We start from the raw sequence: 23,711 nt of genomic DNA, 5'->3' as shown, positions 1-23,711 counted from the left end.
TTCGATGGGACGCTTGCAGGATCGAGTATGTATAATAACCGGCGCAGGCAGCGGGATGGGGCTGACGGCGGCTCGCATGTTTGCCCGGGAAGGCGCGAAGGTCGCCTTGTTCGAGGTAAACGAACAATCGGGACAGGCAGCGGTGAGCGATATTTCGGAGCAAGGCGGAGAGGCGGCTTTCTTCCGGTGCAACGTCGCGGATGAGCAAAGTGTGGAGACGGCGGTCAGCCAAGCCGTGGAACGGTTCGGTCATGTCGACGTGCTTTACAACAATGCTGGCATCATGCCGGCAGAGGATGGCTCCGTCATCGATACGACGGTCGAGGTATGGGACCGGGTGATGGCTGTGAACGTGAAAGGGACTTTTCTCATGTGCAAGCACGTCATCCCGCATATGGTCCAGCGAGGAAGCGGCTCGATCATCAATATCGCGTCGTTCGTCGCATTCATGGGATGCTCGGTGCCGCAGGATGCCTATACCGCATCCAAAGGAGCGATCGTGTCGCTCACGAGATCGCTCGCGATTCAATTCCGCCCGTACGGCGTGCGCAGCAACGCCATCTGTCCCGGCCCGATTGAGACGCCGCTGCTTACGGAATGGCTGCTCAAGGATGAAGAGGCGAAGCGGCTTCGACTGAACCGACAGCCGAGCGGACGGTTCGGCCGGCCGGAGGATATCGTGAACAGCGCGATCTACCTCGCATCGGATGAATCCGATTGGACGAACGGCGCGATCTTGAATATTGACGGCGGGATTACGTGCAATTATTTTTAATGAGGCATTAGCAGGAGATTCAGATATGGTATTTCTCAAAGAGCCGCATATCTTTGCGGCTCTTTTATATGTCAACCTCTTAATGGTTCCATGGCGACGCGGTGGAAGAAGCCCTCAAGAGTTTGGTCGGAGAACGATCCTGCGACATTTTTCAACTCTTGGAAAAGAAGGCAGGGGGGCGTATGAAGTGGAGCACGCGCTTGACTGAACTGCTTGGAATCCAATATCCCATTATTCAAGGCGGCCTTGCCTACTTGGGGTATGCCGATCTTGCAGCGGCCATCTCCAATGCGGGAGGTCTTGGCCAGATTACAGGGATGAGTTTGCCGAATGCAAGCGTTCTTTTTCGCCTGCTGGCAGGAGTGTCTACCTCCACCGCGAATACAACAGAAAACGCTTATGTTGTGCCGTAACCGATTTATTACGAGATCAAAGTAATGGAGGCGAACGGAAGGATGGAGCAGCAGGAAAAGACGATTGAACAAAGGACAACGCGTACGGTAATCATCGATTGCGATGTGCACCCTTACCCTAGAAACACGGAGGAACTCCGTTCCTATATGAGCCAGCCGTGGAGGGAGCGTTATAACGGAGGCGGTCGCGGCTTTTACGGAAATCCGGTGCATGGAGACCGCTTGGACGCGAGACCTCCGCAGGGCGGTCCATCTGGCTCCGATCCGGAGCTTCTGCGTAAGCAGCTCATCGACGAGTACGGGTATGCGTATGCGATTCTGATGCCGCGCGCATTCTGCAACCTGCAGCCTGATCCCGATTTCGGAAACGCAATCGCGGCGGCTTACAACGATTGGCTCGCGGATACGTGGCTTAGCAAATATAATCCGGATGGCGTATTCAAAGGCTCCATCACGGTGAATACCCAAGATCCTGTGGCCGCTGCGCGCGAAATCGAGCGGTGGGCTGGGCATCCGCATTTTGTCCAGGTCATGACGGATTCCGGATCTCGCGCTCCATTCGGACAGCGCCAGTTCTATCCCATCTATGAAGCTTGCGAGAAATTCGGACTGCCCTTCGCCATTCACCCCGGTACTGACGGGATGGGAATTAACGTGCAGCCGACCCCGGGGTTTCCGACCCACTACATCGAATGGCACACTTGTTTGTCTCTCGGTTTCCAAGCGCATCTCGTCAGTTTTTTGACGGAAGGCGTTTTCGAGCGGTTTCCGGACTTTAAGATTGTCCTTGTCGAAGGCGGAGTCGCGTGGCTGGCTCCGTTGATGTGGCGGCTTGACGCGGAATATAAAGCGCTCCGATATGAAGTCCCTTGGTTGAAACGCAGACCTAGCGAATACTTGCGCGATCATGTGCGGATTACTTCGCAGCCATTGGAAAGACCGGACAACGACGCCTACTTGCTGCGAATGTTCGAAATGATGGACGCCGAGTATATTCTGATGTTCTCGAGCGATTATCCGCACTGGGATTTCGATTCCCCGACACGCGCTTTCCCGAAACTGCCGGAGTCGCTGCACCGCCGGATCTTCTTCGATAATGCGAAAGAGTTATATAAGCTTTAGCAGAGGAGGCAACCATTATGGGGAGGCATGTCATCGGACCGGTCGCCGAATTCCCTGCGGGAACGAGAAGGATGCTGGTCGTGGAAGGACGCCCGATCGGAATATTTAACGTGAACGGTTTATACTACGCCCTGAAAAACAGCTGCCCGCATCAAGGAGCGCCGCTTTGCGTCGGTACCGTAACGGGTATGACGCTTCCATCTGCGCCGGGGGAATATGTATACGGCCGGGAGGGCGAGATCGTACGCTGCCCATGGCATGGCTGGGAATTTGACATCACCACCGGCAAATCGATCTTCGATCCGCACAAATGTCTGGTCAAGACCTATGATGTGACGGTTGAAGTGGAGGATGCCCCGGGAGTGGAGACGTATCCTGTCACGGTGGAATCCGGAACGATCGTTGTGCATATATAACTTGTTGGCAAGCAGGGGTTGACTTATTTTTCCAACGTATATAAGATGTAGTAGACCAATCGAATACACGGGAGCTTGGTTTAGCCAGGCTGAGAGGATAGCCGATGATGCTGTCGACCGTAAAACCTGATCTGGGTAATGCCAGCGGAGGAAACGTTCAAGCCTTTGTGTATACAAAGACCGCTTCTTTTCGTTGCGGTCTTTTTTATATGTTTAAGAGGCGTCTCCGCTTGCTCACATTGATATCCTAAGGAGGCAATTAAATGGCAAGCGAAATCAAACGTACGAATGAAATTCCAGACCTAGCATCTTTTCCGGGCAGCAAGAAGGTTTATATTCAAGGTTCACGTCCGGATATTAACGTCCCGATGCGTGAGATTGCATTGACCCCAACTGGCAGCGCCGGTAACGAACAACTAAATTCACCTGTGAGGGTTTATGATACAAGCGGTCCGTATACAGACTCACACGCACAAACAGATATCCGTAAGGGGCTCCCGCTGAATCGGCTGAATTGGATATTGGAACGTAACGATGTCGCAGAATATACAGGCAGAACCATCCAAGCTGAAGACAATGGACGAAGAGCAGGGGAATTCGTCAATCAAGGAGATCTATTCCCTGGATTGAATCGCCGCCCGCTGCGTGCTGCAGCCGGGGCAAACGTAACCCAAATGCATTACGCAAGAAAAGGAATCATAACCTCTGAAATGGAGTACATCGCGTTAAGAGAAAACGTCACTCCAGAATTCGTGCGTAACGAGGTAGCTGCCGGTCGAGCCATTATTCCATCCAATATCAATCATCCCGAAAGCGAGCCAATGATCATAGGCCGAAATTTCTTAGTAAAAATCAATGCCAATATCGGAAATTCCGCCGTAGCTTCATCGATCGACGAAGAAGTAGAGAAGATGAGATGGGCAACGCGGTGGGGTGCGGATACCATTATGGATCTTTCCACAGGCCAAAATATACATACGACGCGGGAATGGATAATCCGCAATTCCCCGGTACCCATCGGTACAGTACCTTTATATCAAGCATTGGAGAAAGTCGGCGGCAAAGCGGAGGAATTGAACTGGGAGATTTATCGCGACACGCTTATCGAGCAAGCCGAGCAAGGTGTCGACTACTTTACAATTCATGCCGGCGTACGATTACGGTATATTCACTTGACTGCTGCACGCGTTACAGGCATTGTCTCCCGCGGCGGCTCCATAATGGCCGCATGGTGCCTTGCTCATCACCAAGAAAATTTTCTTTACACGCATTTCGAGGAAATTTGTGAAATTATGAAAACCTATGATATCGCATTCTCGCTGGGAGACGGGCTGCGTCCTGGATCAATAGCGGATGCCAACGATGAAGCGCAGTTTGCCGAATTAGATACGCTGGGCGAACTTACCCAAATCGCGTGGAAACATGACGTACAGGTCATGATCGAAGGACCGGGCCATGTTCCCATGCATCTGATAAAAGAAAATATGGATCGGCAGATGGAGGTTTGTCGGGAAGCCCCATTTTATACGCTGGGACCGCTCACTACGGACATTGCCCCTGGCTACGACCATATTACTTCAGCTATCGGCGCAGCCATGATCGGATGGTTCGGAACCGCAATGCTCTGCTACGTCACGCCAAAAGAGCATCTTGGCCTGCCAAACAAAAATGATGTTCGCGAAGGGGTAATCGCATATAAGATCGCCGCCCATGCGGCAGATTTGGCAAAAGGTCACCCCGGCGCGCAAGAGCGAGATCTTGCTTTATCCAAAGCGCGTTTTGAATTCCGCTGGAGAGATCAATTCCATTTATCGTTAGATCCGGAAAGAGCGATGGAATATCATGATGAAACACTTCCGGCAGAGGGGGCCAAAACGGCTCATTTCTGTTCCATGTGCGGGCCTAAGTTTTGCAGCATGAGGATTACGCAAGACATTCGCGATTATGCGAAACAACATGGGCTCGAAGAACATCAAGCTATCGAGCAGGGAATGAAGGAAAAATCCAAAGCTTTCAAAGATGCGGGTAGTATCATGTAACAAAAGTTGTATTCAGGCTGCCAATCCTGACAGGCTCCCCTACTAGTGGACAGATTTCATGAATAAATCGCCACTTGTAGGGGAGTTTCTAAGTTGCGTCGCGATCTCATGGTTATTCTGTCCTTATGTATTATTGTTTCATATTTTATAGATATGATATATTCTGCTTGAACGAGGCGCGTTGGAGGTGATCCTGCTCTTCCACAACGTATACATTCCGCTTTGCCGCTGATTGACTACGCAAACGATCTGTTTGCCCTCACTGATCTAACTTCACAATTAATTAACCACTTCCACTGTATGACTGCTCCGCTGACCAACCAACGCCAGACGCATGCACCTAAATTCGAATAAGCAGCGAGCCGCCGTTTTCTAACACGGACTTGGAGGGATTCTCGAATGCTAAATGTTGCCATGCTCAGCAAGTGGCATGTTCATGCCGACGGGTACGCCAAACACCTGCAATCGCTTGGAAACGTTAACATTACGGCCGTTTGGGATGAAAACAAAGAACGGGGAAGCGCCTGGGCGGCGGAGCTTGGAGCCGGGTTCGAAGCCGACCTTGAAGCACTGTTGCGCCGGGAAGACGTGGACGCCGTAGTCGTCGACGCCCCGACTAGCATGCACGCCGAAGTAATGATCGCCGCCGCGAACGCGGGCAAGCATATTTTCACCGAGAAAGCGATGGCGCTTACCGTTGCGGAATGCGACCTTATTTCGGCAGCCGTCCGGCAGGCGGGCGTCAAGTTCTGTATTTCGTTCCCCGCCCGGACAAGACCGCATCATCTGTTCGCCAAGAAGCTGCTGGACGAAGGCCAACTCGGCGCGATCACGCTGCTGCGCATTCGGAACGGCCATGACGGCGCGCTTCGTAATTGGCTGCCCGACTACTGGTACGACGAGAAACTGGCGGGCGGAGGCGCCATGATGGATCTCGGCTGTCACCCGATGTACCTTGCCAGCTGGCTGCTCGGCCAGCCAAAGCGGATCACGTCCATGTTCAACCATTTCACGGGCAGGGCAGTCGAAGACAACGCGCAATGCTCGATCGAGTTCGCGAACAATGCCGTCGCGCTGCTGGAAACCAGTCTCGTCACTTACAGGACGCCGCCGGCTTTCGAGCTGTACGGAACGGAAGGAACGCTCATCGTCTCCGGAGACAGCGTGCAAGTGGCATCCAAGCATGGCGACTCTCAGCTGCAGGGTTGGATTGCTCCCTACCGGTTACCCGAAGCGCAGCCGCTGCCGTTGACTCAATGGGTGAACGGTGTCCTGAACGATAGGCCGATGCCCTTCGGGCTTGAGGACGGCACGAAGCTGACGGAGCTGCTGGAAACGGCTTATATTGCGCATCGCGAGCGAAGAACGGTCGAGTTCAAGCAATCGGGAGGGATGTAAGCATGCGGACAGTCAAGATCGGAATCATCGGATGCGGCATGATCGCGAACGGCAAGCATATGCCGAGTCTGTCCAAAGTGGAACAGGCAGAGATGGTTGCATTCTGCGATCTGATCGAGGAACGCGCGCGGGAAGCCGCCGAGAAATACGGCTCTCCCGGCGCCCGGATATTCACGGATTACAAACAGCTGCTATCCATGGAAGACATCGAAGTCATTCATGTTCTGACGCCGAATATCTCGCATGCCGAGATTTCGATCGCGGCATTGGAGGCCGGGAAGCATGTCATGTGCGAGAAGCCGATGGCAAAGACCGGAGCCGATGCGAAAGCCATGTACGACGCTCATGTCCGGACCGGGAAGAAGCTGACGGTCGGCTACCAGAACCGGAGCAAGGCGCAGTCCCAGTTGCTGAAGAAAATGATCGAGAACGGGGAGCTCGGCGAAATCTATTATGCCAAAGCGGTCGCGACCAGACGCAGAGGCGTTCCCACATGGGGCGTGTTTCTAGACAAGGAGAAGCAGGGCGGGGGTCCGATGATCGATATCGGCACCCACTCTCTGGATCTGATTCTCTGGCTGATGAACAATTACGAGCCGGAAAGCGTCGTGGGCAGCGTCTTCCACAAATTAAAGTATACGGAGAACGCGGCGAACGAGTGGGGATCCTGGGATCCACAGGAATTCGAAGTGGAGGATTCGGCCTTCGGCTATGTGAAATTCAAGAACAACGCCGTCGTTTCGATCGAAACCAGCTGGGCGCTCAATGTCGCCAAGACGGAAGGGTCGTATTTGTGCGGCACGAAAGGCGGAGCGGACTTCAACAACGGCCTGCGAATCAACGGCGAGCGGGACGGCAGCCTGTTCCTGAACGTCATCGACGTAGACCCGAAGGCGAGAGAACGCTTCAGAGGCGAGAATTTGACGGACTTCGAGTACGAAGCCAAGCAGTGGATCGACTGCATCGTGAACGATGCGGAGCCGCTCGTGAAGCCCGAAGAGGCGATGGTTGTCTCGGCGATTCTGGAGGCGGTCTATATCTCTGCCGAAACCGGGAAGCCTGTCTACTTCGACTGACCGGCCGGACCATGGTCCAGATAGGTGGCATATTTGTGGGCTTTGGCTTATTGGCCAAGTTGTCCATCCTCCATTGTAAGCCCATGGGGTCCGCATACATCGGGGGATTAGTCGAGTACCTAGTAAAAGGATTCGCCGTGGCGAATCCTTTTACTGCAAAATATAAAATTAACTATGCTGTCAGAAAAGCTTTTATGCAGGGATTATGGCGAATCAGATTCACACAAAGACAAGGAGTGAAGTAATGAAACTTTTGCTTACATCCGGAGGCATCATTAACAAAAGCATACACGACGTGCTTGTTGGCATGCTGGACAAGCCGATCGCAGAATCTAATGCCCTCTGCATTCCCACGGCGATGTACGGGCACCCATGGGTTGGCCCCGGATCCAAAACCTGGCAGTTCATCAGTGGAAATTCCGAAGATCATATGGTTGGCCTAGGCTGGAAATCTGTCGGCGTGTTGGAGCTCACAGCGCTGCCAAGCATCCACGAAGAGCGCTGGGTGCCCCTCGTCCAGGAGACGGACGTTCTGCTGGTTTCGGGCGGCGACGCCCTTTATCTGAGTCACTGGATGCGGCAGTCCGGATTTGCAGATCTCTTGCCATCGCTGAACGCCGTCTATGTGGGACTGAGCGCCGGGAGCATGGTGATGGCACCTCACATTGGGGAATTATTCGTTGGCTGGACTCCACCCACCGGTGAGGATGAAACGCTGGGACTCGTTGATTTTTCAATATTTCCGCATCTGGACCACGTGATGCTGCCGGGAAACACCATTGCTGCTGCGGAGCAATGGGCAGCAGGGATGAAGGGACCTGCGTATGCAATTGATGATCAGACCGCCATCAAAGTGATCGACGGAGCTGTCGAAGTTGTTTCCGAAGGGTATTGGAAGCTTTTTTCGCCCAACGGTAACCATCGATGCTTCTAAATTCATTAAGAAAGTTGGTATCCTATGAACATAATTAATGATTTTTTTAATGAAATATCAAATGGGGATTTGGATGAAATAAAAGTTTTTATCGAGAATGGTATAAACGTGAATGAAAAAGATGAAAACGGACAAACAGCATTAATGGCTGCCGTGATGAGCAATAATCCAGCAGCAGTTAAACTCCTGCTGGAGCGCAAAGCTGATGTAGATGCATTCGGAATCCATAAGGAAGATCGTAATCCTATTAATTTTGCTTCCGCTCATGGCTTTGTGGATGTTGTTAAAATTCTACTTGAATATAGACCAAATATGAAACTTCTGAATGTATATGGCGGAACACCATTGATACCTGCTTGTGAACAAGGACATTATGAGGTTGCAAAATTATTACTAGAAGAAACTGATGTAGATGTTAATCATATAAATAACTTAGGGTATACGGCCCTTTATGAAGTTGCATTTTCTCCAAACCGAAGTTCAGTATATGAAGATATTACAACTTTATTAATTAAACACGGGGCAGATATTAATATTAAAGATAAAGAGGGAAGAACTCCCTTAGATATTGCTAGAAAGAACGGATTACAAGCTATAGCTCACATTTTAGAAGCTCAGTGAGGAATGACAAGAACATTATCTCTTTAATGGCAAGGTATGCGGGCACAAATTGAACTTAGGCACATAGAATATTGAAAATAAAGGTAAGCGAGTTCGTTAAAGAAATGGCGTCCTTGAATGGAGTGGCATCAACATGTACGACTCGTTAAGAAGCGTCAAATTCATTTCGATCATTCTTATCGTACTCGGTATCATCTTTTTTTTGTTGGAATTGGCGGCTGCAAGAAGCGTATCTCTAATTGGTTTAATCTTGTTCTTGATCGGATTCGGGCTGAACTCTTTGATGCGCGCGGTAAGAACCGAGCTCGAGAAACTTCGGCTGGAGATCGCTGAATTGAGGCGACAGACGAAAGAAAAGTGGAAATGAGCAACCTGATACGAAGCCGCGTATATCGCGGCTTTTTTTCATCATCCATGCTATAATTTATTAAAAAACGTAATTGTTACATCATTTGGAATATTATGATAGTCGGGTGAATGGGAGAGGACATGTCCATGAAATCGATGAGATTTGATATCTTAACAATCCAAGCTATCTTCGAGAAGCATCATCTCGGACCAATTGATCGGATCGAATATTCGGATCGGGGAATCGTGAATCCATGTATTTTTATTAATGATCATTATGTCGTTAGAGTAAATGCGAGAGACGTGGAGCTCCCGAAATTCGACAATGAGCAGCAAGCGCTTCGAATGATGAAATCGGCAGGCATACCAGTTCCAGAAGTTCATGTGTTTGATAACAGCCATGATCATTTACCATATGAAATATTGATTACAAGCAAGATGCCAGGCATTGATGTATGGAAAGCATTGGAGACGGCTCCCGATGAATCAAAAATCAAGATGGCATACGACTCTGGCGTTTTACTTGCCCAAATTCATGGGATTGGTCGGGACAAGTTTGGAGAGCTTGCTCTCTCGTCTAATAATAAATACGACAGCTGGCAGCAGTACCTGGAAGAGGGCATGAAGCAAAGAACCGATCGTTGTCTGAAGCTTGGCATTCTAAATCCCGAGGAAGCCGAGCGTTATGTCTACGTTTATAAGAGAGCTCATCGTTTGTTCCGTGGAATATCAACAGCATCATTGGTTCATAACGACTATCATTTTGCGAACATGCTGTGTGCAGATGGAGAAATTACAGCTATTCTGGATATGGAGTGGTCGATATCCGGCGATCCGGAGTTCGACTTCAAATCGCTGTCATTCAAGGATGAATTGACGGATACATCGGTGATGCAGAAAGCCTTCCTGACAGGTTATTCAACCCTACGCAAGCTGTCGCCTTTGTTTGAGATCAAGCAGCTGTACTATCAGCTTTTTGAGACCGTCGAGCTTATTTCGGTGTCCTATCTGCATTGGGGAGATGAATCCTACCAGGGGTTTAAAGCTAGTGCCAGGTCATGGTTGGAGCAGATAGAAGCTGCATGGCCAGCAGGAGACTAGAATCACCATGCTGAATTCGGAAACAAAAATAACAATCGCTATGATGCGGTGGTTATTTTTTGTGACTGCGTCGGATCCAAGAAAGCCCTATTTTTGCTTGCGCTGTGGATAAGAAATGGGAGGAAATGGGGGACAGCGTGTAGAATGATGTGTGGAGCCAAATGATGACAGACCTAGGCTAGAAAAGGAGAGTTTTCTATGAGAGCCATAGTCAATTATGCATCAGGCAGTGGAAGCGTTGAAATTCAGGACGTCCCTATTCCTTCAGAGCTGGGTCCGAGAGAAGTATTGATCCAAGTGAAGGCAGCAGGTGTTTGCGGAAGCGATTTACATATGTATCATGACATTCAGGGATTTCCTGTAAACCGTCCGGTCACGCTCGGTCATGAATTTTCCGGGATTGTGGCTGGAATCGGTTCGGAGGTAAAGCACGTAAAGATCGGTGATCGGGTTGTAAGTGAAACGCCTGCTTATATTTGTGAGACTTGTATTTATTGCCGAACGGGTCAATACAATCTCTGCCCGACAAGGCGCGGCTTCGGCGTGTTGGAGAATGGCGCGATGGCCGAATATGTCAGAACGAGAGAAGCAATTGTCCATCTTATCCCTGACAATGTCAGTTTCGAGCAAGCTGCGCTCACGGAGCCCTCTTGCGTAGCTTATAACGCAGTCGCACACCACTCCCATATTCGCCCCGGCGATTATGTGGCGGTCTTCGGTCCGGGTCCCATCGGATTGTTGTGCGTACAGATCGCTAAGCTCTTCAGCCCAGCCAGACTTACGGTCATTGGTACGGAGAGAGATGCTAATCGTATGGAGGTTGCGAAACAGTTTGGTGCGGACAGCATCATTGTTGCCGAGAAGCAGAACGTCGTTCAGGAGCTGCTCGCTTACGGAGATGGCTTTGGTCCCGATTTGATTCTCGATGCGGTCGGTCTCAGTGCAACGCTGCGCCAAAGCGTGGAGGCGATTCGGCCAGGGGGACAAATTACGAAGATCGGCTGGGGACCGGCACCTGTCGGTTTCTCGCTCGATCCACTCATTCAGAAGGCTGCGAGATTGCAAGGTTCGTTTAGCCATAATTATCCGATGTGGGAGAAGGTGCTTACGTTGATGAGCAGCGGGTTGATCGATCCCCTTCCTATGGCAAAAATGTACGGCATCGGAGATTGGAAGCAAGCTTTCGACGAGATGGATGCATTGACGCACGCGAAATCGATCATTTTGCCTGAAGTCTAGAACGAACCTAAGGAGCTGACGCCACGGTGGAACCCATTGTACAAATCTCGCTTGATTTGACTACGATTAAGGAAGCGCTTGAGATGGCAGAGGTGGCTGTAGAAGCAGGAGTAGACTGGATCGAGGCAGGGACGCCGCTCTTGCTGGGGGAAGGATTGCATGCGGTTGTCGCACTGCGTAAGGCATTCCCGAACCATCCCATCATTGCAGATCTGAAGACGATGGACGGTGGCTATTTGGAAGCAGAAATGATGGCGAAAGCCGGCGCGACGCATGTTGTTGTCATGGGTGTGGCGCATCCGGCAACTGTTCGCGCCGTCGTTAAGGCAGCGCGAGATTATGGCATCAAGGTAATGGGCGATATTATGGCTGCTTCCGACCCGGTGGCATGCGCGAAAGCTTTGGAACAGAACGGCGTCGACTACATTCTCGTGCATACCTCATTTGACGAGCGCGGAGAGGATCCCGCCCGCAGTCCGTACGATCATCTGGAAGCTGTGGTGAAAGCGGTTAATATTCCTGTTCAAGCTGTAGGCGGTCTGTCCATTGACCAGGCGGCAGAGATGCCGAAGCTTGGAGCGCCGCTAGTCGTCGTAGGAGCTCCGCTCGTCATTGATCGCAAGGAGTTCCGTCCAAGCACCGATCGCAGCGAGCTGAAGCTGGTATTGAAAAATCTTGTCGCGAAGGTGAAGAACAGTGTTAACTCCTAGTCTGCGAGACGCGCGTATCGCTGCTTTTCCGAAAGGCTTCATGGATGAACTGACAAGCGGCAAGTTGACCCTTTTCGAATGGATTGAAATGGCCAGTACGCTTGGCGTGGATGGCCTTGAGCTGTATCCAACCTTCCTGAAGCAGGATAATGAAGAATATCTCCAGGCCGTTATAGCAGCTGCTAGTCACTATCAACTTGAGCTTCCGATGATGTGCTCGTCTCCCGACTTCACGAATCCGGATCCTGCGCAGAGAGATGCTGAAGTTCAGAAGATGCGCCGAATGATTGATATCATGGCACTTCTCGGTCCGACTGCATTTCGCAGCGTTCGAGTATTATCCGGCCAGAACCGTCCCGGAATAGCCCGCGAGGATGGGATCGCTTGGACGATCGAATGTATCCAGCGTCTCATTCCTTACGCTGAAACGAGAAACGTGCACCTCGTGATGGAGAATCATTATAAGGACGGCTATTGGGTGTACCCGGAGTTTGCGCAATCCACGGATGTGTTCTTGGCAATCATTTCTAAGATTTCTTCACCTTGGTTTGGCGTGAACTTCGATCCATCGAATGCTTTGCTTGCAGGAGAAGATCCTCTGATGGTCATGGAGCAGGTGAAAGACAGAATCATGACCATTCATGCGAGCGACCGTTATTTGAAGCCCGGCTATACGCTTGATGATCTGAGAGAGTACACGGTCCAAGGCTATTCGGACGCGCTTGCTCATGGCGTGATCGGCAGAGGGCTTAACGATTATGATGCGATATTTTCAAATTTGCGCGACATTGGTTTCCATCGGTGGATTTCCATTGAGGATGGTATTAACGGGCTCGAGGAAATGCGGCAATCTGCTGATTTCTTAAGAGCACAATTAGCAGCGTGGGGAGGAGGGTGACCCTCCGAACCCGCCACAGGCATGGGCGTTTGGAAGATGAAAGTAGCATAGAAAACAAGTTGAACAATACCCTAAAGCAGGCTGCCGATTAATCGGTGGCCTGTGTCCTGAACTCCATCCTACCTGTTCTTCCGGATGAAAAAATCTCAGGTGATAAGAACATTATTTTCATGAAAGCCGCGAATATCGCGGCTTTTTTTAATTATGCGATCAAGTTCTTGCCAAAACCACATGACAAGAACTTGATCCCATTCCTAAGGAAAGATTGGGAATCGCATACTTACTCTCCGGCTTAACCGCCGAACTGCGCCTCGTGCAATCTGGCGTAAACGCCGCGCCGAGCAAGCAGCTCGTCGTGGCTGCCTTCTTCGGAGATACCGTCCTCCGTTACGACGACAATGCGGTCGGCATGGCGGATAGTGGCCAGTCGGTGCGCAATGATCAATGTCGTTCGATTGTAAGATAGCTCCTCAAGCGACTGCTGTATAATTTGCTCCGTCTCGGTGTCCAGCGCCGACGTCGCTTCATCGAGAATTAGGATCGGCGGGTTCTTCAAAAACATACGCGCTATAGCCAGGCGCTGACGCTGCCCACCGGACAGTTTGAGCCCGCGTTCCCCAATAACGGTGTCAAGCCCTTCCGGAAGCGCCTCTAGGAATCCCTCCAAATGGGCATGCTGCGCAGCTTCCAAAATGTCAGCTTCGGAGGCGACGAGCCGGCCGTAGGCAATATTCTCGCGGATCGTCCCGTTGAAGAGAAACACGTCCTGCTGCACGAAGCCGATTTGGCTGCGCAGCGAGCGCTGCGTCATGCGGCGGATGTCAAGACCGTCGATCAGGATCGCCCCGGCATCGATTTCATAGAAACGTGGAATGAGCGAGCATAGCGTTGATTTTCCAGCGCCCGACCGACCGACGATCGCAATCGTTTCCCCAGCGCGAACTTGCAAATCAACATGCTGTAGAACCTTCGTATGTCCCTCATATCCGAACGTCACATTGCGAAATTCGATATCCCCGCGCAATCTCCGCACATCGACAGCACTCGGCTCGTCGCGAATGTCCGGCTCGGTGTCGAACAGTTCGCACGCCCGTTTGAAACCAGCCATCCCTTTTGGGTAAATATCCATCAAGGCATTGATGCGTTCGATCGGCTTCAAGAAGATGTTTACATACAGAAGGAACCCGATAAGCTCTCCGTAGCTTAATTTGCCTGCATAAGCAAACCACGCACCTATTAGGAGTGCAAGCAATGAAATAAGCCGCGTCATCAGGTACATCCCCGATGAATAGTACGACATCAAAAAATTCGATCGCAGCTTTGCAAGTCGTAATCGATTATTGTTTTCGCGGAACGCTTCGACCTCGTACACTTCGTTGCCGAACGCTTTGACGACGCGAATGCCGGAAACGCTGTCCTCGATGCGAGCGCTAACGTCGGCGGTACGGGAATACATGCTCCCAGCGACGTCGTGCAGCTTCTTGCTAAAATAGACGATGAGCCAAACGAGAATCGGCACCGCAATGATCGTGACGAGTGCAAGCTCCCAATTGACGATCAGCATAATGCTGAAAGCTCCGGCGAACGTCATGAGCACGATAAAGAGCTCCTCAGGACCGTGATGCGCCAACTCTCCAATTTCCCACAAATCGTTTGTTAGCCGTGACAGAAGCGAGCCTGTTTTCGAATTATCAAAAAAGCGGAACGAAAGCTTCTGCACGTGCTCGAACAGCCGCTGGCGCATGTCGGTTTCGATGTTGATGCCCAGCTTATGTCCGAAATAGCCGACAATGAAATTTAGCCCTGTCGTTATGAGGTACAAGATAAGCAAACCAAGACCGGTCAGCAAGATCATCGACCAACTGCGGCTCGGCAGCTGCGTATCGACCATCCATTGCACGGCGAGCGGGAATGCAAGCTCGAGCAGCGCGGCGACTACGGCGCATGTGAAATCCATTATGAACAGCCGTTTATACGGCGAATAATACGCAAAGAAACGACGAATCACGACCTCACCTCCAGATCACTCAAACCGATGTCATATAGACAAAAGCACACCTTAAGAAACCTGCCTTTGCGGACAAGTTTGCTCATACCGTGTACAAACGCTAAACAAGACACTTCGGCTTAGTTGAGAGTGAGGAGCAGCATGCTGCAGATTCTCCTTTTTATCCCGATTCTTACACAGCTATGGTATCACCTAGGATTTGTCCATGTGAATAGACTGCCGAGAATAAGCATCATCAATATTTAATATTATTTTGTCGAATCCTGTGCAGGAAAGCCTTGGAATTTTGTCTAATTATAGAAGAGGGGCGCGGTTAATTTTACCTATGTGTTGAGGTGTTGGCAGGCATGAGGCTAAACGTATTCATCAGAATTTTTTTGATCATAACGAGTATCTTTACAATCGTACCGATTCCCGCGGGAGCATCCACGGCTTCGGCCGATTCTTCGATCTCATCCTGGCAGATCAAATGGGAGACGAAAGCGGATCAGCTTGCAGCACCCGATCAAGCGTTGAAAGCTGCTGGGTGGCAGGACATACAGGCTTCGGATCCGGCAGTATCCAAACCGGAACATGCCGTGTCCGCATGGATCCGGATCAAGCTTCCCGTAATCGAAAAAAACCAAGGGATGTTCTTTCATTCGATTTATGCACAGAACATCACCATCTTCCTGGGCGGGGAGGAGGTCTATCATTCGGAACGCAAGCATTGGTTCGATCTGAACCGCGTTTTGATTCCGCTTGAGAATCACGACTCCGGTCAAGAGCTGGTCATGCATCTGGAAAGCCAAACGGACAGATTGGGCCTCGGAAGCGAGAATCACATCTCGGATTACCAGGATCTCATGCGTTTGTACGCGAAATTCGATTTGCTCGACATCATCTTGGGCGGCGCCTTTGTCTTCGTCGCCTTCGTCATGCTCGTATGTTCGGTTTTTCTCGATCGGAATCAATTGAAGAGCTGGCTATCGCTATGTTTTATCATTTTGCCGATCGGCGGATTATTGATCGGGTACTCGCCGTTCCTGTACACGTTCTACGGAAAGTACGGTTTCGTTTATCAAGCGATGTTCGATCTGTCCTTGTACCTGTTTTTGCCGTCCTTAATGATGTTTTTCGAGCTGTTGTTCGGAAGCGGCTATCGCGGTATCGTCAAGCATTTCCGCCAGTTCCAGATCGCTTATTCCATCTTTGGAATCATCGCGATGACTGTCAACTGGGCGTCGGGTTACACGTTTCAGCACTATTACTTTTTCGTATCGGTTACATTTATCGGCGTGATCATGCTGGCCCAATTTATCCTGATCCTCATCATACTGGTCAGGCAGCTGTGGAATCGCAATATCGATTCGATTATTCTCTCTATCGGATTGGCTGTCTTTGCATCGGTCAGCGTAGCGGAATTGTTGAAATTCTACGCGTCTTCCAAAACATACGACCTCTCGTGGTGGAAATGGGGGTTGGTCGCCTTCGTGCTATCGCTCATTGTGCTGCTCGGAAGGCGTTTCTCCTACCAGCATAAATTAATCATGACCTACTCGCGGGACTTGGAAATTTACAACTCCGAGCTGCAGCGATCGGAGAAAATGGAGATTATCAGTCAGCTAGCGGCTTCCGTAGCGCACGAGGTCCGCAACCCGCTTCAGGTAACGCGCGGTCTTCTGCAATTACTCGAGGAACGCCACAAAGTAGTAGTTCCGAATACCGAGAACTATTACAAGCTTGCAATCGATGAGCTTGACCGGGCTTCGACGATTATTACCGATTTTCTTACCTTCGCCAAGCCGCAGATGGAACAGGTGCATGAATTGAATTTGGCGGAGGAATTCAAGCACGTGGAAGGTATTATCGTCCCACTGGCCAACCTTCAGGGCGGCCACTTGGAGATGAGCGTGCCTCGTTCGCTGCGAATCATGGGGAATTCCTCGAAGCTAAAGCAGGCATTGGTTAACATCATTAAGAATAGCATCGAAGCGCTGGAAGGCTCCGGCGTCGTGAAGATTTGGGCATACGAGGAGCACGAACAGGTGGTCATTCATATTGCGGACAGCGGTGCCGGGATGGATGAGCGCATACTCGAAAGGCTGGGGGAACCGTATTTCACGAACAAAAACAAGGGGACCGGTCTTGGACTCATGGTGACGTTCAGGATCATCGAGGTCATGCAGGGAACGATCAAATTTAAGAGTCAGAAAGGCGTCGGTACCGAAGCGATGATTCGTTTCCCGGCCGCGCGCTAAGAAGAAACAAACGCGAAGGTCACGATATGACCTTCGCGTTTTTTTGTAGGAAGCTGAGTATTACCAAGTACTGAGTTCGCTGTCCGTTTTTACTACGTCAGCCGGGTTTTGAGGGATAACGAGTGCGAGCTTGGAAGGCGTTTCTTCGATGACGACCAGTTCCACGTCTTCCGGCAAAGTCAGATTGAAGGCTTCTTTCAACGCTGCTTTCGGGTCCGCTAGCAATTGGGCTTTGAACGATTCGTCGGACCATGCTTTCTCGATGATCTGTTGCTGCAATTCTTGTTCGGACATCTGGCTGCACCTCATTAATAGGAATATACTACCACGTAAAGTTTATCACTATTAATGGGACAATTCTACTATGAATCGCTAGAATCCGACAATTATCGCACTGAGAAAGGGATCATTCGTTCACACGTTGATTACCGGAAAGGGAGGTTTATTTTGCGAAAGCCAGTACGTAAATCCGCCGCCGAGCAGTTGTTTCTTCGTTTGACTCAAATGCTCGCTTGCCTCCTTCAGCTTGTCAGCCAAATGAGATTGGAACGCAGCCAAATAGGGGAGAGTTAACTCCAGTCCTACAAAAGCCTCGCCATTCTCTTGTGCAAGCCGCGAGTAACGGCTTAAGGCGCCGTCGATGTAGATGGCATTCCTGATATCGGTTCTCGTAATCAGGGAAGGGGACGCCTCTTTCTCGGAGGCAATCATGCTGATCAGGCTGTTGGCGTTATGTAAGTCGAAGTCTTCTTCCCAATCGGCCCAATCGTCAGACATCTGCAGCGTAGCCAATACGAGATCAACTGCCTCTGAAACGGCGCTTTCAAGCTCGTTGCGACCAGCGAGAAGCAGGGCGCCGATGCTTGCCAATTTGACAGGCGCCGCCTTTTGCGCGAGCTTGGCTGGAGATAGGCTGACGAAAGGAGTTTCATAGGCAACCGCCATGGACCAGTCCGTCACGTAAGCGCGATAATAGTTCCAGAAAGGGGAGCTGCTTTCAAACAACGAGCGGTACAGGTCAAGCATGCTTAGATGAAACATATTACCGAGGGCCAGCTGTTCTTTCCAATCGGACGGGGCGGTATCCATGAGATCGTCCTGGATGAAAAAATACAGCATGACGAATACGTTAGCGAGCGACAGATCGCGATAGCGCTGTGAATCCAGCTCCGTAATGGGCTGCATCCAAAACGGAAGCAGGTAGCAGATATGGTTCTTCGTGCCGGAAGGATTCAACGGGTTGAAGGCTTGCAAATATTCGCGCCCTTTGTCGTTAAGCGGTGCCGGAAAGGCATCGATCAGGTTTTCCGCTGCCAGGAACACATGGGCAAGTTCATGTTCGTAATCAGATCTCCATGTCATCGTTTCTTGGACCTCCCGGATAGGTAATCAATTGCGTTGAAACGATAAGGCGAACATGCCGGCCCTGTAGGAAAAATACTCCTCGCTAAGCCAGTGGTCCAATTCCTGCTTCCGCTCATCAGACAGATGGCCACTTTGCATAATTCGGGTCACCGTTTCCATATAGCGGTGCATCAGCCGCTTCGTTTCGCCGTCTTCAGCCAGGATGTGATAAGACTGAAGCTTTGTTTGGAACCCGCCGAAGGCCGACATTAATTCGGCCAGTCGATCGCCGACAGGCTTCGGGAAGCGATCCAGCAGCGGCTTGCGCGAAGCCCGGAATAGCGTTTCGAATCGACGCAGGCAGTAGGCAGGCAGGGGTCCGGTTGCGTCGTCGTCCAAATCGATGACGATGATCAAGGAACCGGCATGGGTGACGGATCGCAGCCAAGTCAGAAAATGTCCGACGTCCGGTAAATGCAGAACGACCAGCCTAACGATGACGACATCGAACGGCTCTGCCCATGGCGTCTGCTCCCGATAATCAGCTTGAACAAATTGAAGACCCGGTGCGGTTCTTGCCGCCGTAAAGCGGTAAATCCGTTCGTCCTTCTCGAGACCGGTGCATCGCAAATGCGGGTAGTCCTGTTTGACGGCCTCCAAATAAGCACCGTTCCCACAGCCGATATCGAGTACGGACGAAGCGGATTGAAGCGGCTCATGCAGGACCAGCGAACGCTCGCGCTCATAGAAGAGCTGCACGGTCAGCGAAAGCATATCGCTGAACAACTTGGTAGAATCGTCGATGCCCAGCGTTAACAGCTCCTTAGTGGCAATGTGATTAACTAGATTAAGTATAAAGTGAAGAATGCTGCCGAACAATGCTAAAATGACAGTCATTGTCAGTGATTATTGTGTACACTTGGATCAGGAGGCGATTTATGTGGTGAAGAAATCGAGTGACTTGCCGGTTATGTCCTTTGCCGATCCATTCTCTTTTGAGAGTTGGCTTGACGATAATTGTGATACATCGCCCGGCATTCGATTACAGATTGCGAAGAAGAATTCAGGTATCGTTACGGTTTCCTATAACGAAGCGCTCGAGGTTGCCCTATGTTATGGATGGGTCGACAGTCAGAAAGAAGCGTTAGATGAGAAAACTTGGCTCCAGCGGTTCACTCCGCGCGGGTCCAAGAGCATCTGGTCGAAAATCAATAAAGAAAAAGCGGAACAGCTGATCGCAGACGGGCGAATGAAGTCGTCCGGATATAAGGCAATTGAAGAGGCTCGAAAGAACGGGTACTGGGATAAAGCCTACGAATCGCAAAGTATCGCCTCGCTACCGGAGGACTTCGCGCTCGAGTTGGAGCGTAATGCCCAAGCTAAGGCGTTCTACGATACGCTCGATAGACAAAATAAATACGCGATCTTGTTTCGAATTCACAATGTCAAAAAACAAGAAACCCGAGAGAAGCGGATCCGGCAGTTCATCGAGATGCTTGAGAATGGCGATAAAATTTATCGAGCTAATAAATAATAGAAGAAAGCCGACCAGACAGGTCGGCTTTCTTCATTCTACTAACCGGCAGATTAATGATATATGGCAACAATTAGTGCTTCAGATTCGTTAATAACAACAAGGACAACCAAAGCAATTTACCCACTGGATTTGGCACGGAATCGTCCCTCGTCTGGGCAGGATCGGGGTTATGGATCTCGAATTAGTTTTTTAAAATCACATCATAAGGAGTGCTGCCATGAAATTGAACCAAGAGGACCCGAAAAGCCAAGAATACCGCAAACGAAACGCGTTTTCGCTGCGTTTGAATGTGTTTTTCGGTATGACGTTTATCGTATTCAGCATATTGATCGTACGGCTTGCGATTTTGCAGTTCGTCGACGCCCCGAAGTTTCAGGCACAATTGAACGACAGCAGCACGAGACCGGTGAAAATACCGCCGATCCGCGGCAATATCTTGGATTCTCAGGGTAAGCAGCTGGCGTATTCGACGTCGACCCAATCATTGTACTACACGATCCAGCCGGGATTGAAAGAAGCGGACGCGGACAAACTGGCGCAGACACTATTCGATATTTTCGCCAAATACGGCAAGCCGGACCAGACGATTAGCATAAAAGAAATCAGGAAGCGAATGGACCTCGGGCATGTTCAAAACACGTACGCGGTACCGCGACGGATCAAGATGGGCCTCACCAACGAGGAGATCGCCTATTTCTCCGAGAATCACGAGCAGTACCCGGGCTTCGATATCGTGGAGGAGAGCGTCCGCAACTACGACAAGGACGACGTCGCGGTGCAGCTTATAGGCTATCTGAAGAAGTACCGCGGCGTCCGGGAATCGATGACCAAATATAAGAGCATTGCAGATGAGGAAAACGTAAAGCAGCAATATTTGGACGACGAGGATGTCGGGGTCGACGGGCTTGAATATATGTACCAGGACTTGCTTCGCGGCCAGAACGGGCTGAAGGAATATCCCGTTAACGCGAGAGAGTTGATCATCGGTCCACCTCAGCTCACAGCGCCTATCAAAGGGGACAATCTGTACTTGACCATCGACAAGCGCGTGCAAATGCTGACGCAGCAGGCCATTATGGATCATCTCGCCTTTATGAAGACGGCCCCGGGGTTCTATGCAGACGGCGCGGATGCGACGACGGGCTATGCCGTTGCCATGGAAGTGAAGACGGGGAAGGTTGTCGCCATGGCCAGCATGCCGGATTACGATCCGAGCGTCTGGGAGGGCGGCTCGATCAGTCCGGAGGACTTGGAGAAAACGGCGTATTTTCAAGCGAACGGCACCATTCGCCAGGCATATCCGCCGTATCCAGACGAGAAGGAGCGCAATCGCCATCCTTCGTCGATGGTGCCGCTCGGCTCCACGCAGAAGCCGCTTTCCGTGCTTATCGGCTTGAACGAGCATTTATTCACGACGCATGACGTGTACAACGACACCGGCGTATTCACCTTCGGCAAATCGGATCCGCCGGTTGCGATCCATGACTCGCAAGGCCATGCGTATGGCCAGCTCGACGCCGCAGGCGCTATCGCGCATTCATCCAATACGTTCATGGCTGCGATGGTCGGGAACAAGCTGTATCAGAAGTACAAAGGCGTCAAAGGCGTGGACGTGTGGGACAATTATGTCAAGCAGTTTGGCCTCGGCGTATCTACGGAAAGCGGGCTGCCTGGCGAGAACAAAGGCGTTATTGATTACTATCACGAAGCCGAAACTGCGAGCTCGCAGTCGGCGCTCATCCGGGCGTCCTTCGGCCAGCAGGCCAAATATACGACGCTGCAGCTGGCGCAGTACGCGGCGATGCTGGGCAATCAGGGTAAGCGGATGCAGCCGCAATTCGTCAATAAAGTTCTGGATCAGAACGGAAAAACGGTGCAGAGCTTCATGCCGAAAGTATTGAATACCGTGTCGTTCCCGAAAGAATACTGGGACGAGGTTTACGATGGCATGAGCAGAGTTAGCGTACAGGGCTTCGATGGCTTCAAGTACAACTTCTTGCGCAAAACCGGTACGTCCGAGCAAGACGTAGGTGACAGGAAAAAGGTCGAGAACTCCGTGTTTATAGCCCTGGCACCTGCGGAAAATCCCGTTCTCGCCGTAGCGGTCGTCGTGCCGGATGGCGGATTCGGCGCTTACGGCGCCGCGCCGATTGCGCGGAAAATTTTCGACGCCTACGACGAGTACATCGGCTTGGACGGTACGCCGCATCCGAGTCCTACGGCAACAAGAGGAAACATAGCAGGGCATTAGGTATCAGATGGGGCAGCTTGCAATCCGCAGCTGCTCCATTTTCATTGCGCTAACGAGGGAGATTCGCCAGATTCGTCCAATCAGATAAACACCTGAATAAATAAGATATGACAGCGGGATGATTTTGCTCACGATATCTTGTTTATGAAAGGGGAAGTAGGGATGGTTCGTAAATATACGACTGGACCTCTGAATAATTTGACGGAGAAAGATAGGACGGTATCCAAAGATATTGTTGTAAACTCGTTAAATCAGAATCAACATGAGAATGCGAAAGTAAGAATCAAAGTGTATGCATTAAACGGAAGGAAGAAATTGATTCATAACGTTGCGTTTACTGTGAAACCGAACGCCTCCGCATATAATAGTTTTTTTGTTGGAAATACGAAGCAGTATGAAGTCCAATTTATTTCTAATCAACGAAAGGTGCAATTTGCATCGTTTGGGATTAGTCCGAAAGATCGTTTCGTTGCCGCACATCGAGTAATCAACAGTGAATTAACAAGACTGGTATGAGTAACTCCGCAGCTCTTAAATTCCGCGTTTTTACGCGGTTTTTTTATTTTAAGGGTACAAACTCTTGTCCACTCGCCTCCTGCAGATCAGATATGAAAGTGCTATCAATAGAAAAATCTTGATATATCTTCCATTCCTAGGACTCTTATAATTAAATTGTTGCAGCAATGCCTGCACTACTATTTGCATGCGGGAGGATGAGTAATGAGAAGAGGATTGCCGGTAATGAAGCGCTTGCCGCTTATCAGCTTTTTGTTAAGTACGCTGATGGCAACGCAAGTCTTCGCAGCGGGTTCCGATGTTTCAGGCGGATCCGGAGTTGCATCGTCACCGTCCATTCAGAGTGTTGCAGCAGGCTCCGGTTATGGAGGGCATTGGGCGGCCAATGCGTTGAACAAATGGTCCAAGGCCGGGTATTTCAACATTTTGTCGAACCCGGTAACGGACCCGAACAAGCCGATCACAAGGGCAGAGTGGGCTGCGCTCCTCGTGAATTGTTCGGCTACCAGGATAGCGGGGCTGCGAATTACAAAGATGTGGCCGAAGACGCGTGGTACAACGGATTCGTCAAGCTGGTCTCGTCAGCCAACATTCTTACCGGATACGACGGTTATTTTCGCCCCCAACGATCCGGTAAACCGGGAAGAAGCGGCCGTATCCCTTCTTAGAACGCTGAGTCTTGCAGGCAAAACTTCTGATCATGCGCAGTCCTATCGCGATTATCG

At 50.6% G+C, this 23,711-nt stretch carries 21 protein-coding genes, 1 pseudogene and 1 riboswitch; of the genes and pseudogenes, 18 read left to right on the top strand and 4 right to left on the bottom strand.

Annotation, left to right across the window (positions count from 1 at the left end; genetic code table 11):
• Nucleotides 1-4 precede the first annotated feature (4 nt).
• The 14 genes and pseudogenes from A8990_RS05575 to A8990_RS05505 all read left to right on the top strand — a co-directional run bounded on the left by A8990_RS05575 (nt 5) and on the right by A8990_RS05505 (nt 13,090).
• Nucleotides 5-775, top strand: a complete 771-nt coding sequence (locus tag A8990_RS05575) for an SDR family NAD(P)-dependent oxidoreductase (RefSeq protein WP_116188027.1) — start codon at nt 5-7, stop codon at nt 773-775.
• Nucleotides 776-957: 182 nt separating this feature from the next.
• Nucleotides 958-1,101 (top strand): annotated as a pseudogene (locus A8990_RS05570) (nitronate monooxygenase); the annotation flags it as partial.
• A gap of 129 nt (nt 1,102-1,230) precedes the next feature.
• A complete protein-coding gene (locus A8990_RS05565) occupies nt 1,231-2,310 on the top strand; it encodes an amidohydrolase family protein (RefSeq protein ID WP_116188026.1) in 1,080 nt (359 codons plus the stop codon).
• Between the two features lie 17 nt (nt 2,311-2,327).
• Nucleotides 2,328-2,726, top strand: a complete 399-nt coding sequence (locus A8990_RS05560) for a Rieske (2Fe-2S) protein (protein WP_116188025.1) — start codon at nt 2,328-2,330, stop codon at nt 2,724-2,726.
• A gap of 57 nt (nt 2,727-2,783) precedes the next feature.
• A riboswitch (TPP riboswitch) is annotated at nt 2,784-2,896 on the top strand.
• A 93-nt stretch (nt 2,897-2,989) separates the two neighbouring features.
• Entirely contained in the window at nt 2,990-4,765 is a 1,776-nt protein-coding gene (gene thiC / locus A8990_RS05555) for a phosphomethylpyrimidine synthase ThiC (RefSeq protein WP_116188024.1), read from the top strand.
• Nucleotides 4,766-5,164: 399 nt separating this feature from the next.
• On the top strand, nt 5,165-6,163 hold the full coding sequence (locus A8990_RS05550; protein WP_116188023.1) for a Gfo/Idh/MocA family protein: 999 nt from the start codon (nt 5,165-5,167) through the stop codon (nt 6,161-6,163).
• 2 nt (nt 6,164-6,165) lie between these two features.
• On the top strand, nt 6,166-7,239 hold the full coding sequence (locus A8990_RS05545; protein WP_116188022.1) for a Gfo/Idh/MocA family protein: 1,074 nt from the start codon (nt 6,166-6,168) through the stop codon (nt 7,237-7,239).
• A gap of 244 nt (nt 7,240-7,483) precedes the next feature.
• Nucleotides 7,484-8,173 carry a Type 1 glutamine amidotransferase-like domain-containing protein gene (locus tag A8990_RS05535; RefSeq protein ID WP_116188020.1) on the top strand — a complete coding sequence of 230 codons (690 nt, stop codon included), beginning with the start codon at nt 7,484-7,486 and terminating at the stop codon, nt 8,171-8,173.
• Between the two features lie 24 nt (nt 8,174-8,197).
• Nucleotides 8,198-8,794: an ankyrin repeat domain-containing protein gene (locus A8990_RS05530; RefSeq protein WP_116188019.1), complete on the top strand. Its 597-nt coding sequence runs from the start codon at nt 8,198-8,200 to the stop codon at nt 8,792-8,794.
• A gap of 133 nt (nt 8,795-8,927) precedes the next feature.
• A complete protein-coding gene (locus A8990_RS05525) occupies nt 8,928-9,161 on the top strand; it encodes a hypothetical protein (protein WP_116188018.1) in 234 nt (77 codons plus the stop codon).
• Nucleotides 9,162-9,289: 128 nt separating this feature from the next.
• On the top strand, nt 9,290-10,243 hold the full coding sequence (locus A8990_RS05520) for a phosphotransferase family protein (protein WP_181909415.1): 954 nt from the start codon (nt 9,290-9,292) through the stop codon (nt 10,241-10,243).
• A 198-nt stretch (nt 10,244-10,441) separates the two neighbouring features.
• On the top strand, nt 10,442-11,482 hold the full coding sequence (locus A8990_RS05515) for a zinc-binding dehydrogenase (protein ID WP_116188016.1): 1,041 nt from the start codon (nt 10,442-10,444) through the stop codon (nt 11,480-11,482).
• 26 nt (nt 11,483-11,508) lie between these two features.
• On the top strand, nt 11,509-12,192 hold the full coding sequence (locus tag A8990_RS05510; RefSeq protein ID WP_116188015.1) for an orotidine 5'-phosphate decarboxylase / HUMPS family protein: 684 nt from the start codon (nt 11,509-11,511) through the stop codon (nt 12,190-12,192).
• Complete coding sequence (locus A8990_RS05505; RefSeq protein WP_245995854.1) at nt 12,179-13,090, top strand: sugar phosphate isomerase/epimerase family protein; 912 nt, start codon at nt 12,179-12,181, stop codon at nt 13,088-13,090. The genes A8990_RS05510 and A8990_RS05505 overlap by 14 nt, the downstream gene beginning before the upstream one ends.
• A 292-nt stretch (nt 13,091-13,382) precedes the next feature.
• Here the strand turns inward: A8990_RS05505 and A8990_RS05495 are convergent, their stop codons facing one another.
• On the bottom strand, nt 13,383-15,098 hold the full coding sequence (locus tag A8990_RS05495) for an ABC transporter ATP-binding protein (RefSeq protein WP_116188013.1): 1,716 nt from the start codon (nt 15,096-15,098) through the stop codon (nt 13,383-13,385).
• A 347-nt stretch (nt 15,099-15,445) separates the two neighbouring features.
• On the opposite strand from A8990_RS05495, the gene A8990_RS05490 reads away from it, so the two are divergent.
• Entirely contained in the window at nt 15,446-17,338 is a 1,893-nt protein-coding gene (locus tag A8990_RS05490) for a sensor histidine kinase (RefSeq protein WP_116188012.1), read from the top strand.
• Nucleotides 17,339-17,398: 60 nt separating this feature from the next.
• On the opposite strand, the gene A8990_RS05485 is transcribed toward A8990_RS05490, so the two are convergent.
• From A8990_RS05485 to A8990_RS05475, 3 genes are all read right to left on the bottom strand, one after another.
• A complete protein-coding gene (locus tag A8990_RS05485; RefSeq protein ID WP_116188011.1) occupies nt 17,399-17,632 on the bottom strand; it encodes an NHLP leader peptide family RiPP precursor in 234 nt (77 codons plus the stop codon).
• A 120-nt stretch (nt 17,633-17,752) separates the two neighbouring features.
• On the bottom strand, nt 17,753-18,700 hold the full coding sequence (locus A8990_RS05480) for a hypothetical protein (protein ID WP_116188010.1): 948 nt from the start codon (nt 18,698-18,700) through the stop codon (nt 17,753-17,755).
• A 27-nt stretch (nt 18,701-18,727) separates the two neighbouring features.
• Complete coding sequence (locus A8990_RS05475) at nt 18,728-19,579, bottom strand: class I SAM-dependent methyltransferase (RefSeq protein ID WP_116188009.1); 852 nt, start codon at nt 19,577-19,579, stop codon at nt 18,728-18,730.
• A 46-nt stretch (nt 19,580-19,625) separates the two neighbouring features.
• Between A8990_RS05475 and A8990_RS05470 the strand changes: the two genes are divergently transcribed.
• From A8990_RS05470 to A8990_RS05455, 3 genes are all read left to right on the top strand, one after another.
• Nucleotides 19,626-20,216, top strand: a complete 591-nt coding sequence (locus A8990_RS05470) for a YdeI/OmpD-associated family protein (RefSeq protein ID WP_245995853.1) — start codon at nt 19,626-19,628, stop codon at nt 20,214-20,216.
• Between the two features lie 220 nt (nt 20,217-20,436).
• Nucleotides 20,437-22,470: a peptidoglycan D,D-transpeptidase FtsI family protein gene (locus tag A8990_RS05465; protein ID WP_116188007.1), complete on the top strand. Its 2,034-nt coding sequence runs from the start codon at nt 20,437-20,439 to the stop codon at nt 22,468-22,470.
• Nucleotides 22,471-23,153: 683 nt separating this feature from the next.
• On the top strand, nt 23,154-23,654 hold the full coding sequence (locus tag A8990_RS05455; protein ID WP_116188005.1) for an S-layer homology domain-containing protein: 501 nt from the start codon (nt 23,154-23,156) through the stop codon (nt 23,652-23,654).
• Nucleotides 23,655-23,711 lie beyond the last annotated feature (57 nt).

The sequence above is a fragment of the Paenibacillus taihuensis genome (genome assembly GCF_003386535.1).
Taxonomy (GTDB): Bacteria; Bacillota; Bacilli; order Paenibacillales; family Paenibacillaceae; genus Paenibacillus_Z; species Paenibacillus_Z taihuensis.
Note: the sequence above shows the minus strand (reverse complement) of the source record. Positions and strands in the feature narration are given on the sequence as shown.